The following is a 16807-nucleotide window of genomic DNA, read 5'->3' as shown; positions in this document are numbered from 1 at the left end:
CGCAATCGATTGGTGAGCGCTAACGGGAATGTTATAAATGGGCGACTAAGTCAGCGGCCGAAAGGACTGTCAGCCCATGGATGCCCTCCCGGAAATGCCGCCGGCTCGGGCCGGGCGGTACCGCAGCATCAGCCTCAGCGGCTGCGCGGCCGAGCATCTCATGTCCGGCCTCGCCGACCTTTTCGACAACCGGCATCTCTGGCGCGTCGGCATCCCCGCGCTGATTTCGCCGCCGCATGGGGCGGAGATCGCCCTGTCGGAGCATCCGCGGGCCGAGCAATTCCTGGCACGCGAGATGCGTAAGGATGCGCGCAGGCTGCTGCAGGAGGCGGAATGCGACCTCATCCTCCTCGATTTCGCCGAGGAGCATCTGGTCCACGGCCTGCGCTTCGAGGGCTGCATCGTCCCCGACATCCGCAACGCCATCTTCGAGCCGGACTGGGCGGGGATCGACCTCTCCGGCCATCCGCTGCTGGCCGGGGCGGAGCAGCTCTATACCTTCGAGGGCGCCTATTGGGAGATCTGGCGCGAGAGCTTCGCTGCCTTCCATGCCAGCATCCTGGCGCCGAAGATCGCGGCCGGGGCCAGGGTGGTCATCCTCGCCCGCCGGCTCTGCCGCAGCCACTTGGCCAGAGGCGGGGAGCATGGTTTCGAGATGCCGCCGGAGATGGAGGCGGCGGATGCGCGGCTGGCGGGCCTCTATGCCTGGCTGGCCGGGTTTCCGGGGGTGAACCTCATCCCCTTCGACCAGCCGCTCCTGGCCTCGGCGGAGGATGTGCCTTATGGCGGTCCCTTCTGGTTCCATCCGGTGCGGGCCGCGCTGCTGCGGCTGATGGGCGAGGCGGCGGCGGCGCGGGCCGTCGAGGCCGAGGCACTCGGCGGCCTGCTGCGCGAGGGTGCGGCGCGGACGCAGGAACGGGACCACGCGCAGGCCCTCGCGCGACAGGCCGAAGCGGAACGGGATGCGGCGCGTGAGGCGCTGGCCGGTGAACGCGAGGCGGGGCTCGCCAGGATCGGGGAGTTGGAGCGGGCCTTGTGCCAAGCGAAGGCCGCCGAGGCGGCGGAGGCGGCGCTGGTGACGCAGGTGCTCGGGCGAGGGGCGAGCTGGCTGGAGCGGCTGATGCGCTGGAGCGGCCTCGTCGAACTCGCCCGGCATGCCGCGCGGCGGCGGCGCTGGGCGCGGGCAGAGCGGCTCTACCGGCTGGTGCTGCGCGCCTGCCCGGGGCAGCCGGCGCTCTGGTTACAGCTCGGCCACATGCTGAAGGAGCAGGGCGCGGTGGCGGCGGCGGTCGGTGCCTACCGCATGGCGGAGCGCCTGGCGCCGGGCCGGACCGATGCGGCGCGGCACCTGGCCGAACTCACGACTCTCATGGTGTGACGGGGACGCCGGCCTCGTCCTTCGAGGTGCGGATGGTCTGCAAGGTCTGCACACGGGCGACCATCTCGGCGGCGGTGATGCGTGCGGTCAGCGCATTCTCATGCGCGGTGTCGCGGGCAACGAGCCGGAGCAGGAAGTCGCCGCCGCCGCGGATCATGTGGCATTCGCGCACCTCGGGCCAGTCGCGTACCAGGCGCTCGAAGCTTTGCAGCACGGCCTCCTTCTGGCTCTCCAGGCCGACGAGCGCAAAGAAGGTGATCTCGTAGCCGAGCGCCACCGGGTCGAGATCGGCATGATAGCCACGGATGATCCCCTCCTCCTCCAGCCGGCGGACGCGACGGAGGCAGGGCGGGGCGGAGAGGCCGACGCGGCGAGCCAGCTCCACATTCGTCATGCGTCCGTCCGCCTGCAATTCGGCCAGGATCTGGCGGTCCACCTCGTCGAGGGATGGGTCGGTCTCTACGGTCATGGCCTCTGTTCATTGCCGGTGACGGGCGTCTGGCGCAATATCATTGCAGCGGGCCGGGGCCGCAAGACATCGGCGACGTCCATCCCGGCTTTCGCTTGTTCCGCGGGGCGCCCGGGCAAATATGCTCGGCCACCCTACCGACTGCCGGGAGCCGAGCCTTGTCCAACACCCATCGCACGCGACTGCTGATCCTCGGCGCCGGGCCGGCGGGCTACACCGCCGCGATCTACGCGGCAAGGGCGGGGCTGAAGCCGCTGGTCGTCGCCGGAATGCAGCCGGGCGGGCAGCTCACCATCACCACGGATGTCGAGAATTACCCGGGCTTCGCCGAACCGATCCAGGGGCCGTGGCTGATGGACCAGTTCAGGGCGCAGGCGGAGCATGTCGGCGCCGGCATCATCCAGGACGTGGTGACGCGGATCGACCTCAAGGCGCGGCCGATCCGGGCGGAGGGCGATTCGGGCGACGTCTACCTCGCCGAATCGCTGGTGATCGCGACCGGGGCGCAGGCGCGCTGGCTCGGCATACCGGGCGAGCAGGAGCTGTCGGGCTTCGGCGTCTCGGCCTGCGCGACCTGCGACGGCTTCTTCTTCCGCGGCAAGTCGGTGGCGGTGATCGGCGGCGGCAATACCGCGGTGGAGGAGGCGCTCTACCTGTCGAACCTCGCCAGCCATGTCACGGTGGTGCACCGGCGGGACAGCTTCCGCGCCGAGCGAATCCTGCAGGAGCGGCTTTTTGCCAAGGCGAATGTTACTGTTTTGTGGGATACGGTGGTGGACGAAGTGCTCGGGACCGAGGGCGGGCGCTTCCGCGCCGTCCGCGCCATCGCCACCCGGAACGCCCGCACGGGCGAGCGGGGGGAGCTAGCGGTGGATGGCGTCTTCGTCGCCATCGGGCATGACCCGGCGACCGCGCTGTTCCGCGGCCAGCTCGGGATGGATGGGGAAGGCTATGTCGTGACCGAGCCGGGCAGCACCCGCACCAGCATCCCGGGCGTCTTCGCCGCGGGCGACGTGCAGGACCGCATCTACCGGCAGGCGGTGACCGCCGCGGGCACCGGCTGCATGGCCGCGCTGGAGGCCGAGAAATGGCTGGCGCACCTGCCCGAGGACGCGCCGGCGATCGAAGCGTGGACCTGATCCCCGCGCCGCCGCGCACGGCCTTCCACGGCGAGGCCGCGGCAGGACACCCTCATCGGGCCGCTTTGGATAGGTGCTTTTGATGCCGCTGGATTGGGACAAGTTGCGCGTCTTCCACGCGGTCGCCGAGGCAGGCTCCTTCACCCATGCGGGGGAGACGCTGAACCTCAGCCAATCCGCCGTCTCGCGGCAGATCCAGGCGCTGGAGGAGGCGCTGGCTGTGCCCCTCTTCCATCGTCATGCGCGAGGCTTGATCCTCACCGAGCCGGGCGAGACCTTGAACCGCACGGTGCGCGAGGTCTTCGCCAAGCTGGCGATGACGGAGGCGCTGCTTACCGAGAGCCGGGAGCGGCCGGCGGGGCGGCTGAAGGTGACCTGCACCACCGGCTTCGGCGGCACCTGGCTGGCGCCGCGGCTGTCGCGCTTCCTCGCGCTCTACCCGGATGTCAGCGTGACGCTGCTGCTGGACGACAGCGACCTCGACCTCGCTATGCGCGAGGCCGATGTGGCGATCCGCATGCATGCACCGCGGCAGCCGGACCTGATCCAGCGGCACCTGGCGAGCTTCGGCTGGCGGGTCTGTGGGGCGCCCAGCTATCTCAAGACCGCCGGCGTGCCTGAGCGGGTGGAAGAGCTGGACGCGCATCGCATCATCTGCTGGGGCGACCACCGGCCGCCGATCGACGAGGTGAACTGGCTGGCGGAGGCAGGGCGGCGTCCCGGCTCGGCGCGCAGGGCGGCGGTGGAGGTCAACAGCCTCACCGGCATGCTGCGGGCGGTGCAAAGCGGGCTCGGGCTGGCAGCGCTGCCGGACTATATGGGTCCTGACCTGGATGGGCTGTTGCAGGTGTTGCCGGAGCTGAAGGCACCGAAGCTCGATGCCTATTTCGTCTATCCGGAGGAGATGCGGCACTCGAAGCGCGTCTCGGTCTTCCGCGACTTCCTCGTTGCGGAGCTGGCTGGACATTAATCCATGCAATTGACGCATGGGAGCTGGCAGGTTTCACCAATGCTGCACAGCAGTAGCAGGCGTAGGCTCCTCGCATCCGGTGGTTGTGCCGGACAGGGTTTCAGGGGTCTCCCCTGACATCCTTCGTCTCCCAGACGTGAAGCCTCCCTGTTTGACTTGGCCGCCGCCCCCCGGGACGGCGGCTTTCTTTTTGCGCGATCACGCCCTCACGATATTGCCGCAAAAACACACAAGCATGCGCAGATCGGGGCGCAACCCCCGGCTGTACTGGCCGAGACACCACCGTCCTGATACGTTCGGTTCATGCATCATGCTTCTCCGCTGCGCCCAATTCGGCGCTTCACCGCCGGCCTGACGGCTCTCGCCCTTCTCGCCGGTTGCGCCACGACGCAGACCCAGCGCATCGGCGCCGATGACGGCACCGATGCCTGCCGGCCACAGCGGGTCGCCCTCGATTCGACCGGCAACTACTATGGGCAGGACATGATCCGCGGCGCGGCCATCGGCGCCGTGTCGGGCGGCGTGCTCGGCGGGCTGATCGGCGCGGCGGCGACGGGGCGGACGCGCGACATTGCCATCGGCGCCGGGGCGGGCGTGCTGGCGGGCGGCGCGCTGGGCGCTGCGGGCGGGTACCTCGCGGCGAAGCAGCGGCAGGCGCAGGACCAGGCGAGCCTCAGCGCCTCGATCGGCAACGATCTCTCCAATGAGAATGCGCAGATTGACAAGACGCAGCTGGCCTTCAACCAGCTCATCGACTGCCGGCTGATGGCCGCCGAGGCGATCCGCCAGGATGTGCGCAGCGGGCGGACGGCGCTGGAGGCCGGGCGGCTGCAGATGGCTGACCTGCGGACGCGGGTGCAGCAGGACATCGCCATCGCCCGCAGGATCAACGAGCAGATCGGCACGCGCGGGGCGGAGTTCGACACGGCGATCGAGGCCGTGGCGCCGGGGACGCGGCACCAGGTGGTGGCGCGCACCGCCGCCCCCCCTGCCCCGGCCCGGACGCGGGCGCCGGTGCCGCTGCGCATCCGCCCCGAGCCGAATGCGCCTGAGGTGGGCCGCGTCGCCGCCAACGAGCCGGTGAAGGTGAAGCCGGCGGGGAGCAATTTCGCGCTGGTCGAGACGGATGGCGGGCTGCGCGGCTATGCGCCGGCGAGCAGCTTCCCGATGCGGCGGCCGGCGGCGGTGCCGGTGGGCGGCGGCGAGGGCGGCAGCACGCGGGAACTGGCGGCCTCCAACATCGCCAAGCGGGACAATTTCTCCGAAAGCGTGACCAATGCGGAGCGGGCGGCGCAGGGCGGGGGCTTCGAGCTGGCCGGCTGAGCAAACCCCGCATGGGTGTCCCACCCAGGAGGGGTAATTTGCTCGTAAGGACCTCCATGATCCGCCTCGGGTTGCTCCTGGCAGGGCTGCTGCTGGGCGCGGTGGCGGTGGCCCAGCCGGCGCCGCCGGAGCCGCCGCAGCAGCCTTTCCTCCGTATCGAGGCGGGGGCGCATACGGCGCCCGTTGCCCGGCTGGCGGTGGATGCGTCGGGGCAGACCCTCGCCAGCGTCTCGGACGACAAGACCCTGCGGCTCTGGACCCTGCCGGAAGGGACGCAGCGGCGGGTGATCCGGCCGCCCATCGGCACCAATGAGGATGGCGAGCTCTATGCCGTCGCGCTCAGCCCGGATGGCGGGCGGGTGGCGGCGGCGGGCTTCACCGGGCAGTCCTGGGACGGAGTCTTCTGCCTCTATCTCTATGATGCGCGGAGCGGGCGGCTGCTGGCGCGGCTCTCTGGCCTGCCGGCGCCGGTGCAGCACCTGGCCTTCTCGGCGGATGGGCTGCGGCTGGCGGTGGCGCTCGGCGGGCGGGCGGGCATCCGCGTCTTCGATGCGCGGACCGGGGCGCTGCTGTTCAACGACCCGGGCTATGGCGGACCGGCGCGGATGCTGAGCTTCGACCGCGGCGGGCGGCTCGCCACCGCTTCGGCCGATGGGCATGTGCGGGTCTATGGCCCGGACGGGCGCAGGCTGGCGGACCGGGTGCCGGCCAACGGGGCGCGGCCCTTCGGCCTGGCTTGGTCGCCGGATGGCGGGCTGATCGCCATCGGCTACGAGGACCGGCTGCGCGTCGAGGTGCTGTCGGCCACCGACCTGCGCAGCGTCATGCTGCCGGATGTCGCGGGGCTCGCGGGTGAGGGGCTGCCGGCGGTCGCCTGGGCCGCCGATGGGCAGGGCGGCGTGCAGCTCTACGCCGCGGGCTATGCGCGGCTGGCGGGGGCGCCGGCGGCCGCTGGGCGGGGGATCGCGGTGCAGCGGGAGGCGGCGCCCGCCCCCTCCCCCAAGCGCGAATTCGTGGTGCGGCGCTGGACGGATTTCGGGCTCGGGCCTTCGACCGACATCCCGGCGGCGCGGGATGCGATCTCGCATCTGCTGGCGCTGCCCGGCGGCGGCGTCGCCTATGCGGCGGCGGATCCCGGCTGGGGGCGGATCACGCCAGAGGGGCTGATCGCCTTCCCGCCGCAGCCGCCGGGGGCGGATTTCCGCGCGACGGGGGCGAGCCTCGCCGCGACAGAAGATGGCACGACGCTGCGCGTGGCGCTGCGGGCGGGCGAGGCGCCGGTCACCTTCGACGCGCTGGATGGGCGGCTGGAGGCGGCGGGCGGCGCGGGCGCCTTCCAGGCAGCGCGCACGGCGAGCGCGCGGCTGCCCATCGCGGATTGGCACAATTCCAACCGGCCGCGGCTCGGGCAGATTCCGCTCCGGCTCGGCGAGGGGGAGTTCGCGCGCAGCCTCGCCATCCTGCCGAAGGAGGACGGGTTCCTGCTCGGCACCGACACGCATCTCCGGCTGTTCGACGCGGCCGGGCGCGCAGTGGATGCGCTGGCGGTGCCGGGGGCGGTCTGGGGGCTGACGGTCGCGGGCGACATTGCGATCGCGGCCCTTGGCGACGGGACGCTGCGCTGGTACCGGCTGGCCGCCGGGGCGGTGGTGGAGCAGGCGGCGCTCTTCATCCAGGCGGAGACGCGGCGCTGGGCGCTCTGGACGCCGGAGGGGCTGTTCGACCATGCCGCCAATGGCGGGCAGGAGCTGGTCGGTGTGCTGCTCAATCGCGGGCGGGCGCAGAATACGGAATGGGCGAGCTTCCAGCAGGCCTATCGCGCGCTCTATGCGCCGCAAGCCGTGCGGCAGCGGATCGCGGGCGACCAGGGGCCAGCGCAGCAGCGGCTGGCGCAGCTCGGCGAGGTGCGGGCACGGATCGGCCGGCTGCCGGTGCTGGCGGCGGGCAAGGAAGCCTGCGCGGTGGTCGGGGCGGAATGCCAGCCACTGGGCTGGGATGCGCGCAGCCTGCCGGAGGGCGCGACGGCGCTGCGCCTTACTCTCGCCACGACGGATCGCGGACTCGGGCTCGGGCCGCTCGACGTGTTGGTGAACGACCGCATCGCCGCCCGCACCGAGGCGAAGCCGGGCGAGACCGAAGTGGAGGTGCCGCTCGACCCCGGGCCGAACCGCATCGCCACGCGACTCTATGCGGAGGACAGGACTCTCTTCGCCGATGGGCCGGCACTCGCCTTGCGCCGGCCCGGGGATGCGGGGCCGCCGGCGGATGCGGGGCGGCTCGTCGTGCTGGCCATCGGCGTCAACCGCTATGCCAATCCGGAGCTCGACCTGCGCTTCGCCGTGCCGGATGCGGAGACGGTGGCGGGGCTGCTGCGCGAGGGCGCCGGTTCGCTCTTCCGCGAGACGCGGGTGACGGTGCTGCGCGATGCCGAGGCCTCGCGGCGCGGCGTGCTGGATGCGCTGGCGCGCGCAGCGGAGGATGTGGGGCCGGGGGATACCTTCATCCTCTACATCGCGGGCCATGGCATCCGCACGCAGCCGGACAACCGCTTCCTCTTCCTGCCCTCGGATACGCGCGACACCTCCGGCTGGGCGGCGCTGCGGGCGCAGGGGATCGACGACGGCACGCTGGTCGCGGCGCTGGCACGCATCCGGGCGCGGGATGCCTTCCTGCTGCTCGACACCTGCCATGCGGGGCAGCTCACCATGGAGCAGCTCTCGGCGCTCGGGAACGAGACGGGGCGCTTCCTGCTCGCCGCGAGCGGCAGCGTGCAGGAGGCGCTCGACAGCTATGACGACCGCAACGGCGTCTTCGCCTATGCGCTGCGCGAGGGCCTGCGCGGCAAGGCGGCGATGGATGCCGAGGGGCGGGTCAGCGCGCTCGGCCTCGGCGAGTGGGTAACGCGGCGGGTGCCGGAGCTGGCGCGGCAGCGGCAGCACCAGCAGGATGCGGTGTTCCGCACGGCGCAGCGGGACCTGCGCTCCTTCCCGATTTCGCAGGTGCGGAGATAGGCTGCTCTCCTCACTGAGGAGCAAGCGCATGTCCATGCCACCCGACCGCGAAGCGCCGGCCGAGCACCCGATCGAGGCGCTGCTGCGGCGGCGCTGGAGCCCGCGCAGCTTCACCGGGGCGCCGGTCGAGCGGGCGGCGCTCGACAGCTTGCTGGAGGCGGCGCGCTGGGCGGCGAGTTCGAGCAACCAGCAGCCCTGGCACCTCATCGTCGCGCGCAAGGCGGATGAGCCAGAGGCATTCGGCAAGCTGCTCGGCGTGCTGGCGCCAGGCAACCAGCCCTGGGCGGGGCAGGCGAGCGTGCTGATGCTGGCGGTCGCGCGCATGGTGAACCCGGCGAACGGCAACCCGAACCGCCACGCCTTCTACGACACCGGCGCGGCGATGGCGCAGATGGCGCTGCAGGCGGCGGCGCTCGGGATGCAGCTGCATCAGATGGGCGGCTTCGATGCGGCGAAGGCGCGGGAGGTCTTCGGCATCCGCGAGGGCTACGAGCCGGCGACGGCGATCGCGCTCGGCCCTGTCGGGGTGGCGGAGGCGCTGCCTGAAGCGTTGGCCGCACGCGAGGTGGCGCCGCGGCAGCGCAGGCCGATCGGCGAATGGGCCTTCTTCGGCGGATGGCAGGTTTGAGCGTGGCGTTCTACGCCCGCAGAGCGCGGTGGCTCGCGGGCGTAGAACGGTAGCGGCGAATTAGGTCGCTGGGGTCTCGGCCTCAGCAGCCATCGGCGCGGCGGCCGGAGCGGCGGCGGAGTTCATCGACGCCGCGGCCTTCTTCGCGGCGCGGGTAGCGGCCGCCTTCTTCGCCGCCTCGGAGCGGGCGGAGGTCACCGGAGCGGCCTTCTTCGCGGCCGGCTTCGCCACGGCCCTGCGGGCAGCGGGCTTCCTGGTCGCGGCGGCGGCGCGCTTCGGCGCGGCCTTCTTGGCGACGGCCTTCTTCGGCGCGGCCTTGCGCGCGGCCGGCTTCGCCACGGCCTTGCGAGCGGCGGGCTTCTTCGTCGCGGCGGCGGCGCGCTTCGGCGCGGCCTTCTTGGCGACGGTCCTGCGCGCGGCGGGCTTCTTCGCCGCGGCGGTGGCGCGCTTCGGCGCGGCCTTCTTGGCGACGGTCCTGCGCGCGGCGGGCTTCTTCGCCGCGGCGGTGGCGCGCTTCGGCGCGGCCTTGCGGGCGGCCGGCTTCTTCGCGGCGGCGGCTTTCTTCGGCGCGGCCTTCTTGGCGACGACCTTGCGGGCGGCCGGCTTCTTCGCGGCGGCGGCGCGACTGCGCGCGGTCACCGGCTTCTTCGCGGTGCGGCGGCTGGTGGCGACGGCCATCGGCTGCGCGCGATCTGCGGCGGGGGTCTCGGGGGAATCGGTCACGGTTGGCATCTCCTTGCGCAGTCCGGTGTTGACCGGGCGGCAGCGCGACGGCGCGGCACCCGGGTGGTGGCAGCAGGCATCGCCGTCCAGGCCAGGCGAGCAGCACGCGGTGGCGGGCGATCGGCGGCGAGGTGCCGCATCGTGCTGCCGCCTTCCGCATATCCGGCATCGGGCGTTAAGACTTTGCCCTGCTCCGGCGTGACGAATGCGACGCATCGCGTCGCCTCGTCTCCCTGCTTGCGGTCCATGGACCGTCCTTCCCTGCTGCGGCACGCTGTCGCCGGATGGCTCCGCGAGGTGCAGCGGTGCGGGCACCGCCGAACGAATCGCATGCAACATCGTGCGCGCGAATCACGCTATCTGCATGCGCAACCATCATGTCAACAGAAACCGCAATTCGCGCTGCGCTTTTATGCGCGATGCGCAATTGAAGACGGCCGCCGGATCGCTCCGGCGGCCGTTCCTCGATGCGCGATGGCGCTGTCGCTCAGCGCTGATCCATCGGCGGAACCGGGCGCTGCTCCGGCCCGGTGTAGTGCGAGAGCGGGCGGATGAGTCGGTTGTCGGCCGCCTGCTCGATGACATGCGCCGCCCAGCCGGTGATGCGCGAGGCGACGAAGATCGGCGTGAAGAGCGGGATGTCGAAGCCCATCAGGTAGTAGGCGGGGCCGGCGGGGAAATCGAGGTTCGGGTGGATGTTCTTCTCCTTGAGCATCTTCGTCGCCAGCACGCGGGAGGTCTCCATCCAGCGCCGGTCGCCGACCACTTCGGCCATCTTCTCCGCGTACTTGGTCATGGTCGGCACGCGGCTGTCGCCGTTCTTGTAGACCCGGTGGCCGAAGCCCATCACCAGCGCCTTGTGGTCGAAGCGGGTGGAGAGCCACTCCTCCGCCTGGTCCGGCCCGCCGATCTCCTTCAGCATGTGCATCACGGCCTCGTTGGCGCCGCCATGCAGCGGGCCCTTCAGCGCCGCGATGCCGGCGGTGATGGCGCCGTGGATGTCCGCCCCGGTCGAGGTCACCAGCCGCGCCGTGTAGGTCGAGGCGTTGAAGGTGTGCTCGGCGTAGAGGATCAGGGAGACGTCGAAGGCCTTCAGCACCTCGGGCTGGGGCACCTTGCCGAAGACCAGGTTAAAGAAATTCTCGCCGAAGCTTTGGCTCGGGTCCGGCATCACCGGGTCGAGCCCCTTCGAGGCGCGGTGCGCGGCGGCGATGGCGGTCGGGATCTTGGCCAGCAGGCGGATGGCCTTGCGGCGCGTCGCCGCCTCGCTGACATCGGCGTTCTCCGGGTCTTCCATCCCCATGAAGGAGACGGCGGTGCGGATGGCGTCCATCGGGTGGGCGCTGTGCGGGAAGTCCTTGATGACGCGGTGCAGCGCCGGGCTGATCTCGCGCTCCGCCGCCTCGGCGGCCTTGAAGTCGGCAAGCTGGTCGCGGTTCGGCAGCTCGCCGTTCCAGAGCAGGTAGGCGACCTCCTCGAAGCTGCAGTTCTCGCAGAGATCCTGCACGGCATAGCCGCGATAGGTGAGGCTGTTGGTCTCCGGCATCACCTTGGAGACAGTGGACACGTCGGCATAGACGCCGACCAGGCCCTTCTTGATTTCGGGGGTGGCTTCGCTCATGCGGACTCTCCTTTGCGTGTGATGAGTGGCGGCGGGGCCCGGGCGGGGTCATGCCCGGCTTGCCCTCCGCATTGGCCGTGGCGTCACGGCAGGCGGGGCGAAGGCCGGCCGGCGCGGCGGCCTTCGCTGTCTTCCCGGCGAGGTGGTGACGCCCCCTCCGCGATGCAGGGAGGGCGTCACGGAGAGGTGCGGCCCGATCCCCCGGCCGGGCGGGGGCGGCGCTGCGGGCAGCCTCAGAAGATGCCCGGCTTCCCTTCGGCCAGCGCGCCCTTCGGCAGGGCGACGTTCAGCACCTCGAGCTCGCCGGCGGGGATGCGGGCCAGGTCCTGCACATCGGCCAGGAACCGGTCGCTCTCCTTCGCTGAGATGATGCCGTCGGTCAGGATCTGGAACTTGTTGATGTAATCGGCCCGGCCGAAGGGCTTCGCCCCGAGCGGGTGGGCGTTGGCGACAGCCAGCTCGTCGCTCAGCACCGAGCCGTCCTTCATGGTGATCTCGACGCGGCCGCCGAAGGACAGCTCGTTCGGGTCGCGCGAGTGGTAGCGGCGGGTCCACTCCGCCTCCTCCCGCGTCTCGATCTTGTGCCAGAGGCGGACGGTGTCGGACCGGCCGGCCCGCTTCGGGGCGTAGCTGTCGACATGGTGCCAGCGCCCGTCCTGCAGGGCGACGGCGAAGATATACATGATGGAGTGGTCGAGCGTCTCGCGGCTCGCCTTCGGGTCCATCTTCTGCGGGTCGTTGGCGCCGGTGCCGATGACGTAGTGGGTGTGGTGGGAGGTGTGGATGAGGATCTTCTCGATCGCGTCGAAGTCAGTGATCTTCTCCCGCATGCGGAAGGCGAGGTCGATCAGCGCCTGGGACTGGTACTCGGCCGAGTGCTCCTTGGTGTAGCTGTCGAGGATGGCACGCTTCGGCTCGCCCGGGGCCGGCAGCGGCACCTCGTAGTAGACCGGCTCGTAGGCGGCCGTGCGGCCCTCCTTGTCGGCGACGGTGCGGCCGGAGAGGACCCAGCCGATGACGCTGTCCTCGCCTTCATAGATCGGGCTCGGCGCGCCCTCGCCGCGCATGGCGCGGTCCACCGCCTCGACCGCCAGCTTGCCGGCATGGGCAGGGGCGAAGGCCTTCCAGGAGCTGATCTCGCCCTTGCGGCTCTGGCGGAAGGAGATGGAGACATGCAGCGCCTGCTGCACCGCCTGGTAGATCGTCTCCTGCGGCAGCTTCAGCAGGGTGCCGATGCCGGCCGCCGCCGAGGGGCAGAGATGGGCGATGTGGTCCACCTTGTGCTCGTGCAGGCAGATCGCCTTCACCAGGTCGATCTGGATCTCGTAGCCGGTGGCGAGGCCGCGGATGAGGTCGCGGCCGGACTTCTCCATGGTCTGGGCGACGGCGAGGATGGGGGGGATGTTGTCGCCGGGGTGGGAGTAGTCGGCGGCGAGGAAGGTGTCATGCATGTCGAGCTCTCGCACCGCGGTGCCGTTCGCCCAGGCGGCCCATTCGGGGGAAAAGCGCTTCGCCCCGGGGACGCCGAAGATGGTGGCGCCGCCGCCCTTCCGTGGATGGCCGAGCGCCATGGTGCGGGCCGAGGTGACGGGGCGGCGGTTGATGGCGGCGATGGCGACGGAGGCGTTGTCGATGATCCGGTTGATGATCATCCCGGCCACGTCCTTCTCGACCGCGACCTTGTCGGCGGCGACGCCGGCGATCTTCCAGGCGAGCTGGTCCTCGCGCTTCAGCAGCGACTTGGACGGATAGAGCTTCACTTCGTGTTTCTGCATCGGTGGCCTTCCCTCGGCGGGTGGTGAGGGATGCTTTGTCCCCCCGTCGCGCATCTTCGTCCATTCCGATTGAGCCGCAAGGACGATAGGATTTTCATATCGAGACAGGTTAGGGGCGATGGATTTCCGTATCCTGCGGCGCATGGGGCATTTCCTCGCGGTCGCCGAGGAGGGGCATTTCGGCCGGGCGGCGGCGCGGCTCGGCCTGTCGCAGCCGCCGCTGACGGCGCAGATCCAGGCGCTGGAGGCGGAGCTCGGCGTGCGCCTGCTGGAGCGGACGCGGAAGGGCGCGCGGCCGACGCGGGAGGGCGAGGCGCTGCTGCCCATCCTCCGGCGGCTGGCCGAGGAGGCGAAGCAGGTGGAGAGCCTGGCACGGGAGCTGCGCGCGGGCCGGCATGCGCCGATGGCGATGGCCTGCGTCACCTCGGCGCTCTTCGACTACCTGCCGCCGCTGGTGCGCGGGCTGCGGGCGGCGGCGCCGGACAGCGCGCTGGCGGTGCGGGAGATGGATACGGCCGATGCCGTCGAGGCGCTGCGGCGGGGCGAGGTGGATTTCGCCCTCGCCCGGCTGGACCGGGACCGGCCGCCGCTGAGGGTCATGCCGCTGGGTGCGGATGCGCTGGTGGCGGCGCTGCCCAAGGGGCATGCGCTGCTCGGCGAGGCGGGGCCGCTGCCGCTGGCGGCATTGGCCGGCGAGGCGCTGGTGCTGCTGCCGCGCTCGATCAGCCCCGCCTATTTCGACCGGCAGGTCAGCGCCTGCCGTGAGGCGGGGTTCGAGCCCGTGGCGATGCGGGAGGTGGGGAGCGCGATGGCGCAGCTTGCCTTCGTCGCGGCGGGGCTGGGCGTGGCGCTGGTGAGTTCGGGGATGGCGGTGCTGCGGCCGCCGGGGGTTGCCTTCCGCGCGCTGGCGGGGCCGGTGGGGTCGGTCGGCGTGGCGCTGGTGTGGAATGGCGAGCGGGAGACGGAGGCGGCGCGGGCGGCGATCGCGGTGGCGCGGGGGGCCTTTCCGGCGGCGGGGGATGCGGCCTAGCTTCGCCCTTCAACGACTCAGGATGCCCGCAGCATGGACCAGAGCCCCTTCGACCGCGTGATCCTCGGCGACATCGTGCTGCCCGATGCGGTGCTGCCGGGCGGCTATGTCGGCATCCGTGGCGAGGCGATCGCCGCCATCGGCCAGGGGGCGCCGCCGCCGGCGGGGGCCGTCGCCGACTATCGTGGCAAGCTCGTGCTGCCGGGGCTGGTCGACGGGCACATGCACACCAGCAGCAGCACCGGCTGGCCGGGGATCGAGGGGGCGTCGATGTCGGCCGCGGCCGGTGGCGTCACCACCTGCGTCGACATGCCCTATGACGTGCCGCAGCCGGTGACGGATGCCGGCGTGCTGCGCGCCAAGGTCGGCGTGGTCGAGGGGACGAGCCATGTCGACATGGCGCTTTACGGCACCATCGCCAAGACCGGCGGCGTCGCGGCCATCGAGGGGCTGGCGGAGGGCGGCGTCTGCTCCTTCAAGCTCTCGACCTATGAGTATGACGCGGTGCGGTTTCCGCGCATCGACCACCCGACGATGCTCGCCGCCTTCCGCGAGATCGCGAAGACCGGGCTGATGTGCGCCATCCACAACGAGGACCAGGAGCTGGTGCAGCGCCTGACCGAAGAGGCGAAGGCGGCCGGCCGGACGGACCCGATCATGCATGCGCGCACCCGCCCGCCGCTGGCCGAGAGCATGGCGGATCTCGAGATCTTCGAGATGGCGCTGGAGACGGGGTGCCATGTGCATATCGCCCATTCGTCGCTCGCGCGCGGCTTCGAGCTGGCGGAGCTGTTCCGCCGCCAGGGGGCGAAGGCGAGCGGCGAGGCCTGCATCCAGTATCTCTGCATGACCGAGGAGGACCTCGTCCGGCTCGAGGGCTTCGGTAAGTGCAACCCGCCTTTCCGCTCGGCGGCCGAGGTGGAGCGGGTCTGGGGCGCCGTCGCCGCCGGGCAGGTCGCCTATGTCTCGACCGACCACGCGCCCTGGCCGCGGGAGCGGAAGGTTTATACGGGCGACATCTTCGCCCCCGGCGCCGGGCTGACGGGGATGCAGAGCTTCGCGCCGCTGATGTTCAGCCTGCTGGAGGAGCGCGGGCTGCCGGTGACGCTGATGGCGAGCCTCTGCGCCGAGCGGCCAGCGCGCTTCCACGGCCTTGCGCCGAAGAAGGGGGCGATCCGCATCGGCGCCGATGCCGACCTGCTGGTAATGGAGCGGGGCGACTTCACCTTCGACGAGGCGACGATCCAGGACCGGCCGGATGCGCGCTGGTCGCCCTATCACGGGAGACGGATGAAGGCGCGTGTCGCAGCCACTTGGCTGCGCGGCAGCCTCATCTGGGATGGCGAGGCGGTGCTTGCGCGGCCGGGCCAGGGCCGCTTCGTCCCGCGGCAGCACCGGGAGACGTATCTGGGGGAGGGCTGAGAACCATCTCGCGGTCGAGGCGGCGCAGGGCTTGGGCCAGCGCCGCCTTGGTCTTCCGCAGACCGAGCGCGTCGGCGGCCAGGATCAGCAGGCCGAAGGATTCGGCCATCTGCTGATGGGCATATGCCGTCCTGCGCGGCTCGTCCTCGTTCTCGGCCATCGCTCCCTCGCCTCCCGGCAGCGTTACGGCCGGGGAAGGCGGGTGGATGCAGCCGGGCCAGTTATTCGACGCGGATATCCGCCTTGCGGATGACCGGCTCCCAGCGGGTGCCCTCCTCCTCGATGATACGGGCGAGGGTGCCGCCATCGGCCCAGGCGGATTCGATGCCGCGGGCGGCCATGGCTGCCTTGCCCTCTGGCGTGTCGACGGCCATGCGGACGGCCTCGGCGATGCGGGCGAGGATGGCGGCCGGGATGCCGGCGGGGGCGAGCACGGCGCCCCAATTGTCAACCGCATAGCCGGGCAGGTTGGCGGCCTGGGCGACGGTCGGGACGCCCGGCATCAGCGGGCTGTCCTGGGCGGCGAGGTTGCCGAGGGCGCGGAGCTGGCCGCCCTTCACCAGCTGCTCCACCGCCGACCAGGGGGCGGAGACCAGCTCCACCTCGCCGGCGACGCAGGCCGTCACGGCCGGGCCGGTGCCGCGGTAGTGGACATGCGTCAGCTTGCCGCCGGACATGCTGTCCATCAGCTCGGCCGAGACATGGGTGATGGTGCCGAGGCCGGGCGTGCCGTGGTTCAGCAGGCCGGGCTGGGCGCGGGTGATGGCGACGACTTCCGCCAGGTCGCGGGCCTTCAGCTTCGGCCCGCCGGCGATGACGGTGGGGGCGAGCGCCACGCGGGCGACCGGCGCCAGGTCGCGCTTCAGGTCGAAGGGCATGGTGCGGAAGATGAATTGGTTCACCACGATGGTGTTGAACACCGTAACCAGCGTGTAGCCATCGGGCGAGGCCTTGGCGACGGCATCCGTGCCGATGTTGCCGCCGGCGCCGGAGCGGTTCTCCGGCACCACGGGCTGGCCGATGACGTCGCCAATGCGCTGGGCCAGCAGCCGGCCGAGGATGTCGCTGCCGCCGCCGGGCGGGAAGGGAATCACCATCCGCAGCGGGCGGTTGGGGAAGTCGCCGGTGGATTGCGCGAGGCCAGGGGTGGCCAGGGACGCGGCGAGCGGGGCGGCGGCGAGGGCGAGCGCGGCACGGCGGGTGAACGGCATGGTTTTCCTCCTTGGCCGGGTGACATGCCGCATGCGGCAGCCCCTGTCATCGGGGCTTATGCACTGGCAGGCGGAAAGCGGAACGGTGTAGCCTCCGGTGCAGGCGG

At 71.4% G+C, this 16807-nt stretch carries 13 protein-coding genes; 8 read left to right on the top strand and 5 right to left on the bottom strand.

The genetic code is table 11. The annotated features are described in order from the left end of the window. The first annotated feature begins 76 nt into the window (after positions 1-76). Positions 77-1378 carry a hypothetical protein gene (locus EP26_RS11130; RefSeq protein ID WP_043338557.1) on the top strand — a complete coding sequence of 434 codons (1302 nt, stop codon included), beginning with the start codon at positions 77-79 and terminating at the stop codon, positions 1376-1378. On the opposite strand, the gene EP26_RS11125 is transcribed toward EP26_RS11130, so the two are convergent. After that, a complete protein-coding gene (locus tag EP26_RS11125) occupies positions 1368-1847 on the bottom strand; it encodes an Lrp/AsnC family transcriptional regulator (RefSeq protein ID WP_043338555.1) in 480 nt (159 codons plus the stop codon). The genes EP26_RS11130 and EP26_RS11125 overlap by 11 nt on opposite strands. 158 nt (positions 1848-2005) lie before the next feature. Between EP26_RS11125 and trxB the strand changes: the two genes are divergently transcribed. From trxB to EP26_RS11100, 5 genes are all read left to right on the top strand, one after another. Then, the gene (trxB, locus tag EP26_RS11120) at positions 2006-2986 is read left to right on the top strand and encodes a thioredoxin-disulfide reductase (protein WP_043338552.1); all 981 of its coding nucleotides are present in this window, start codon (positions 2006-2008) and stop codon (positions 2984-2986) included. A gap of 82 nt (positions 2987-3068) precedes the next feature. Continuing rightward, a complete protein-coding gene (locus EP26_RS11115) occupies positions 3069-3956 on the top strand; it encodes a LysR family transcriptional regulator (RefSeq protein WP_084112462.1) in 888 nt (295 codons plus the stop codon). 303 nt (positions 3957-4259) lie between these two features. Then, the gene (locus tag EP26_RS11110; protein ID WP_043338550.1) at positions 4260-5279 is read left to right on the top strand and encodes an SH3 domain-containing protein; all 1020 of its coding nucleotides are present in this window, start codon (positions 4260-4262) and stop codon (positions 5277-5279) included. Between the two features lie 38 nt (positions 5280-5317). Further along, a complete protein-coding gene (locus tag EP26_RS11105; protein ID WP_169747383.1) occupies positions 5318-8290 on the top strand; it encodes a caspase family protein in 2973 nt (990 codons plus the stop codon). Positions 8291-8318: 28 nt separating this feature from the next. Next, complete coding sequence (locus tag EP26_RS11100; RefSeq protein ID WP_211259421.1) at positions 8319-8918, top strand: nitroreductase family protein; 600 nt, start codon at positions 8319-8321, stop codon at positions 8916-8918. A gap of 60 nt (positions 8919-8978) precedes the next feature. Here the strand turns inward: EP26_RS11100 and EP26_RS11095 are convergent, their stop codons facing one another. The 3 genes from EP26_RS11095 to EP26_RS11085 all read right to left on the bottom strand — a co-directional run bounded on the left by EP26_RS11095 (position 8979) and on the right by EP26_RS11085 (position 13037). Further along, positions 8979-9641, bottom strand: a complete 663-nt coding sequence (locus tag EP26_RS11095) for a hypothetical protein (RefSeq protein WP_211259420.1) — start codon at positions 9639-9641, stop codon at positions 8979-8981. Positions 9642-10128: 487 nt separating this feature from the next. Further along, positions 10129-11262 (bottom strand): bifunctional 2-methylcitrate synthase/citrate synthase, encoded by a 1134-nt coding sequence (locus tag EP26_RS11090; protein ID WP_043338548.1) that lies wholly within the window; start codon positions 11260-11262, stop codon positions 10129-10131. Between the two features lie 233 nt (positions 11263-11495). Beyond that, positions 11496-13037 carry an MmgE/PrpD family protein gene (locus tag EP26_RS11085; RefSeq protein WP_043338547.1) on the bottom strand — a complete coding sequence of 514 codons (1542 nt, stop codon included), beginning with the start codon at positions 13035-13037 and terminating at the stop codon, positions 11496-11498. 118 nt (positions 13038-13155) lie between these two features. Between EP26_RS11085 and EP26_RS11080 the strand changes: the two genes are divergently transcribed. Together EP26_RS11080 and EP26_RS11075 are read left to right on the top strand one after the other, a co-directional pair. Further along, entirely contained in the window at positions 13156-14067 is a 912-nt protein-coding gene (locus tag EP26_RS11080) for a LysR family transcriptional regulator (RefSeq protein ID WP_052389048.1), read from the top strand. A gap of 33 nt (positions 14068-14100) precedes the next feature. Further along, entirely contained in the window at positions 14101-15489 is a 1389-nt protein-coding gene (locus EP26_RS11075) for a dihydroorotase (RefSeq protein WP_043338546.1), read from the top strand. Between the two features lie 221 nt (positions 15490-15710). Here the strand turns inward: EP26_RS11075 and EP26_RS11070 are convergent, their stop codons facing one another. Next, positions 15711-16700, bottom strand: a complete 990-nt coding sequence (locus EP26_RS11070; protein WP_043338545.1) for a Bug family tripartite tricarboxylate transporter substrate binding protein — start codon at positions 16698-16700, stop codon at positions 15711-15713. Positions 16701-16807 lie beyond the last annotated feature (107 nt).

Origin of the sequence: Belnapia moabensis DSM 16746, assembly GCF_000745835.1 — a bacterium.
Taxonomy (GTDB): domain Bacteria; phylum Pseudomonadota; class Alphaproteobacteria; order Acetobacterales; family Acetobacteraceae; genus Belnapia; species Belnapia moabensis.
This window is presented reverse-complemented; position numbering and strand designations above follow the sequence as displayed.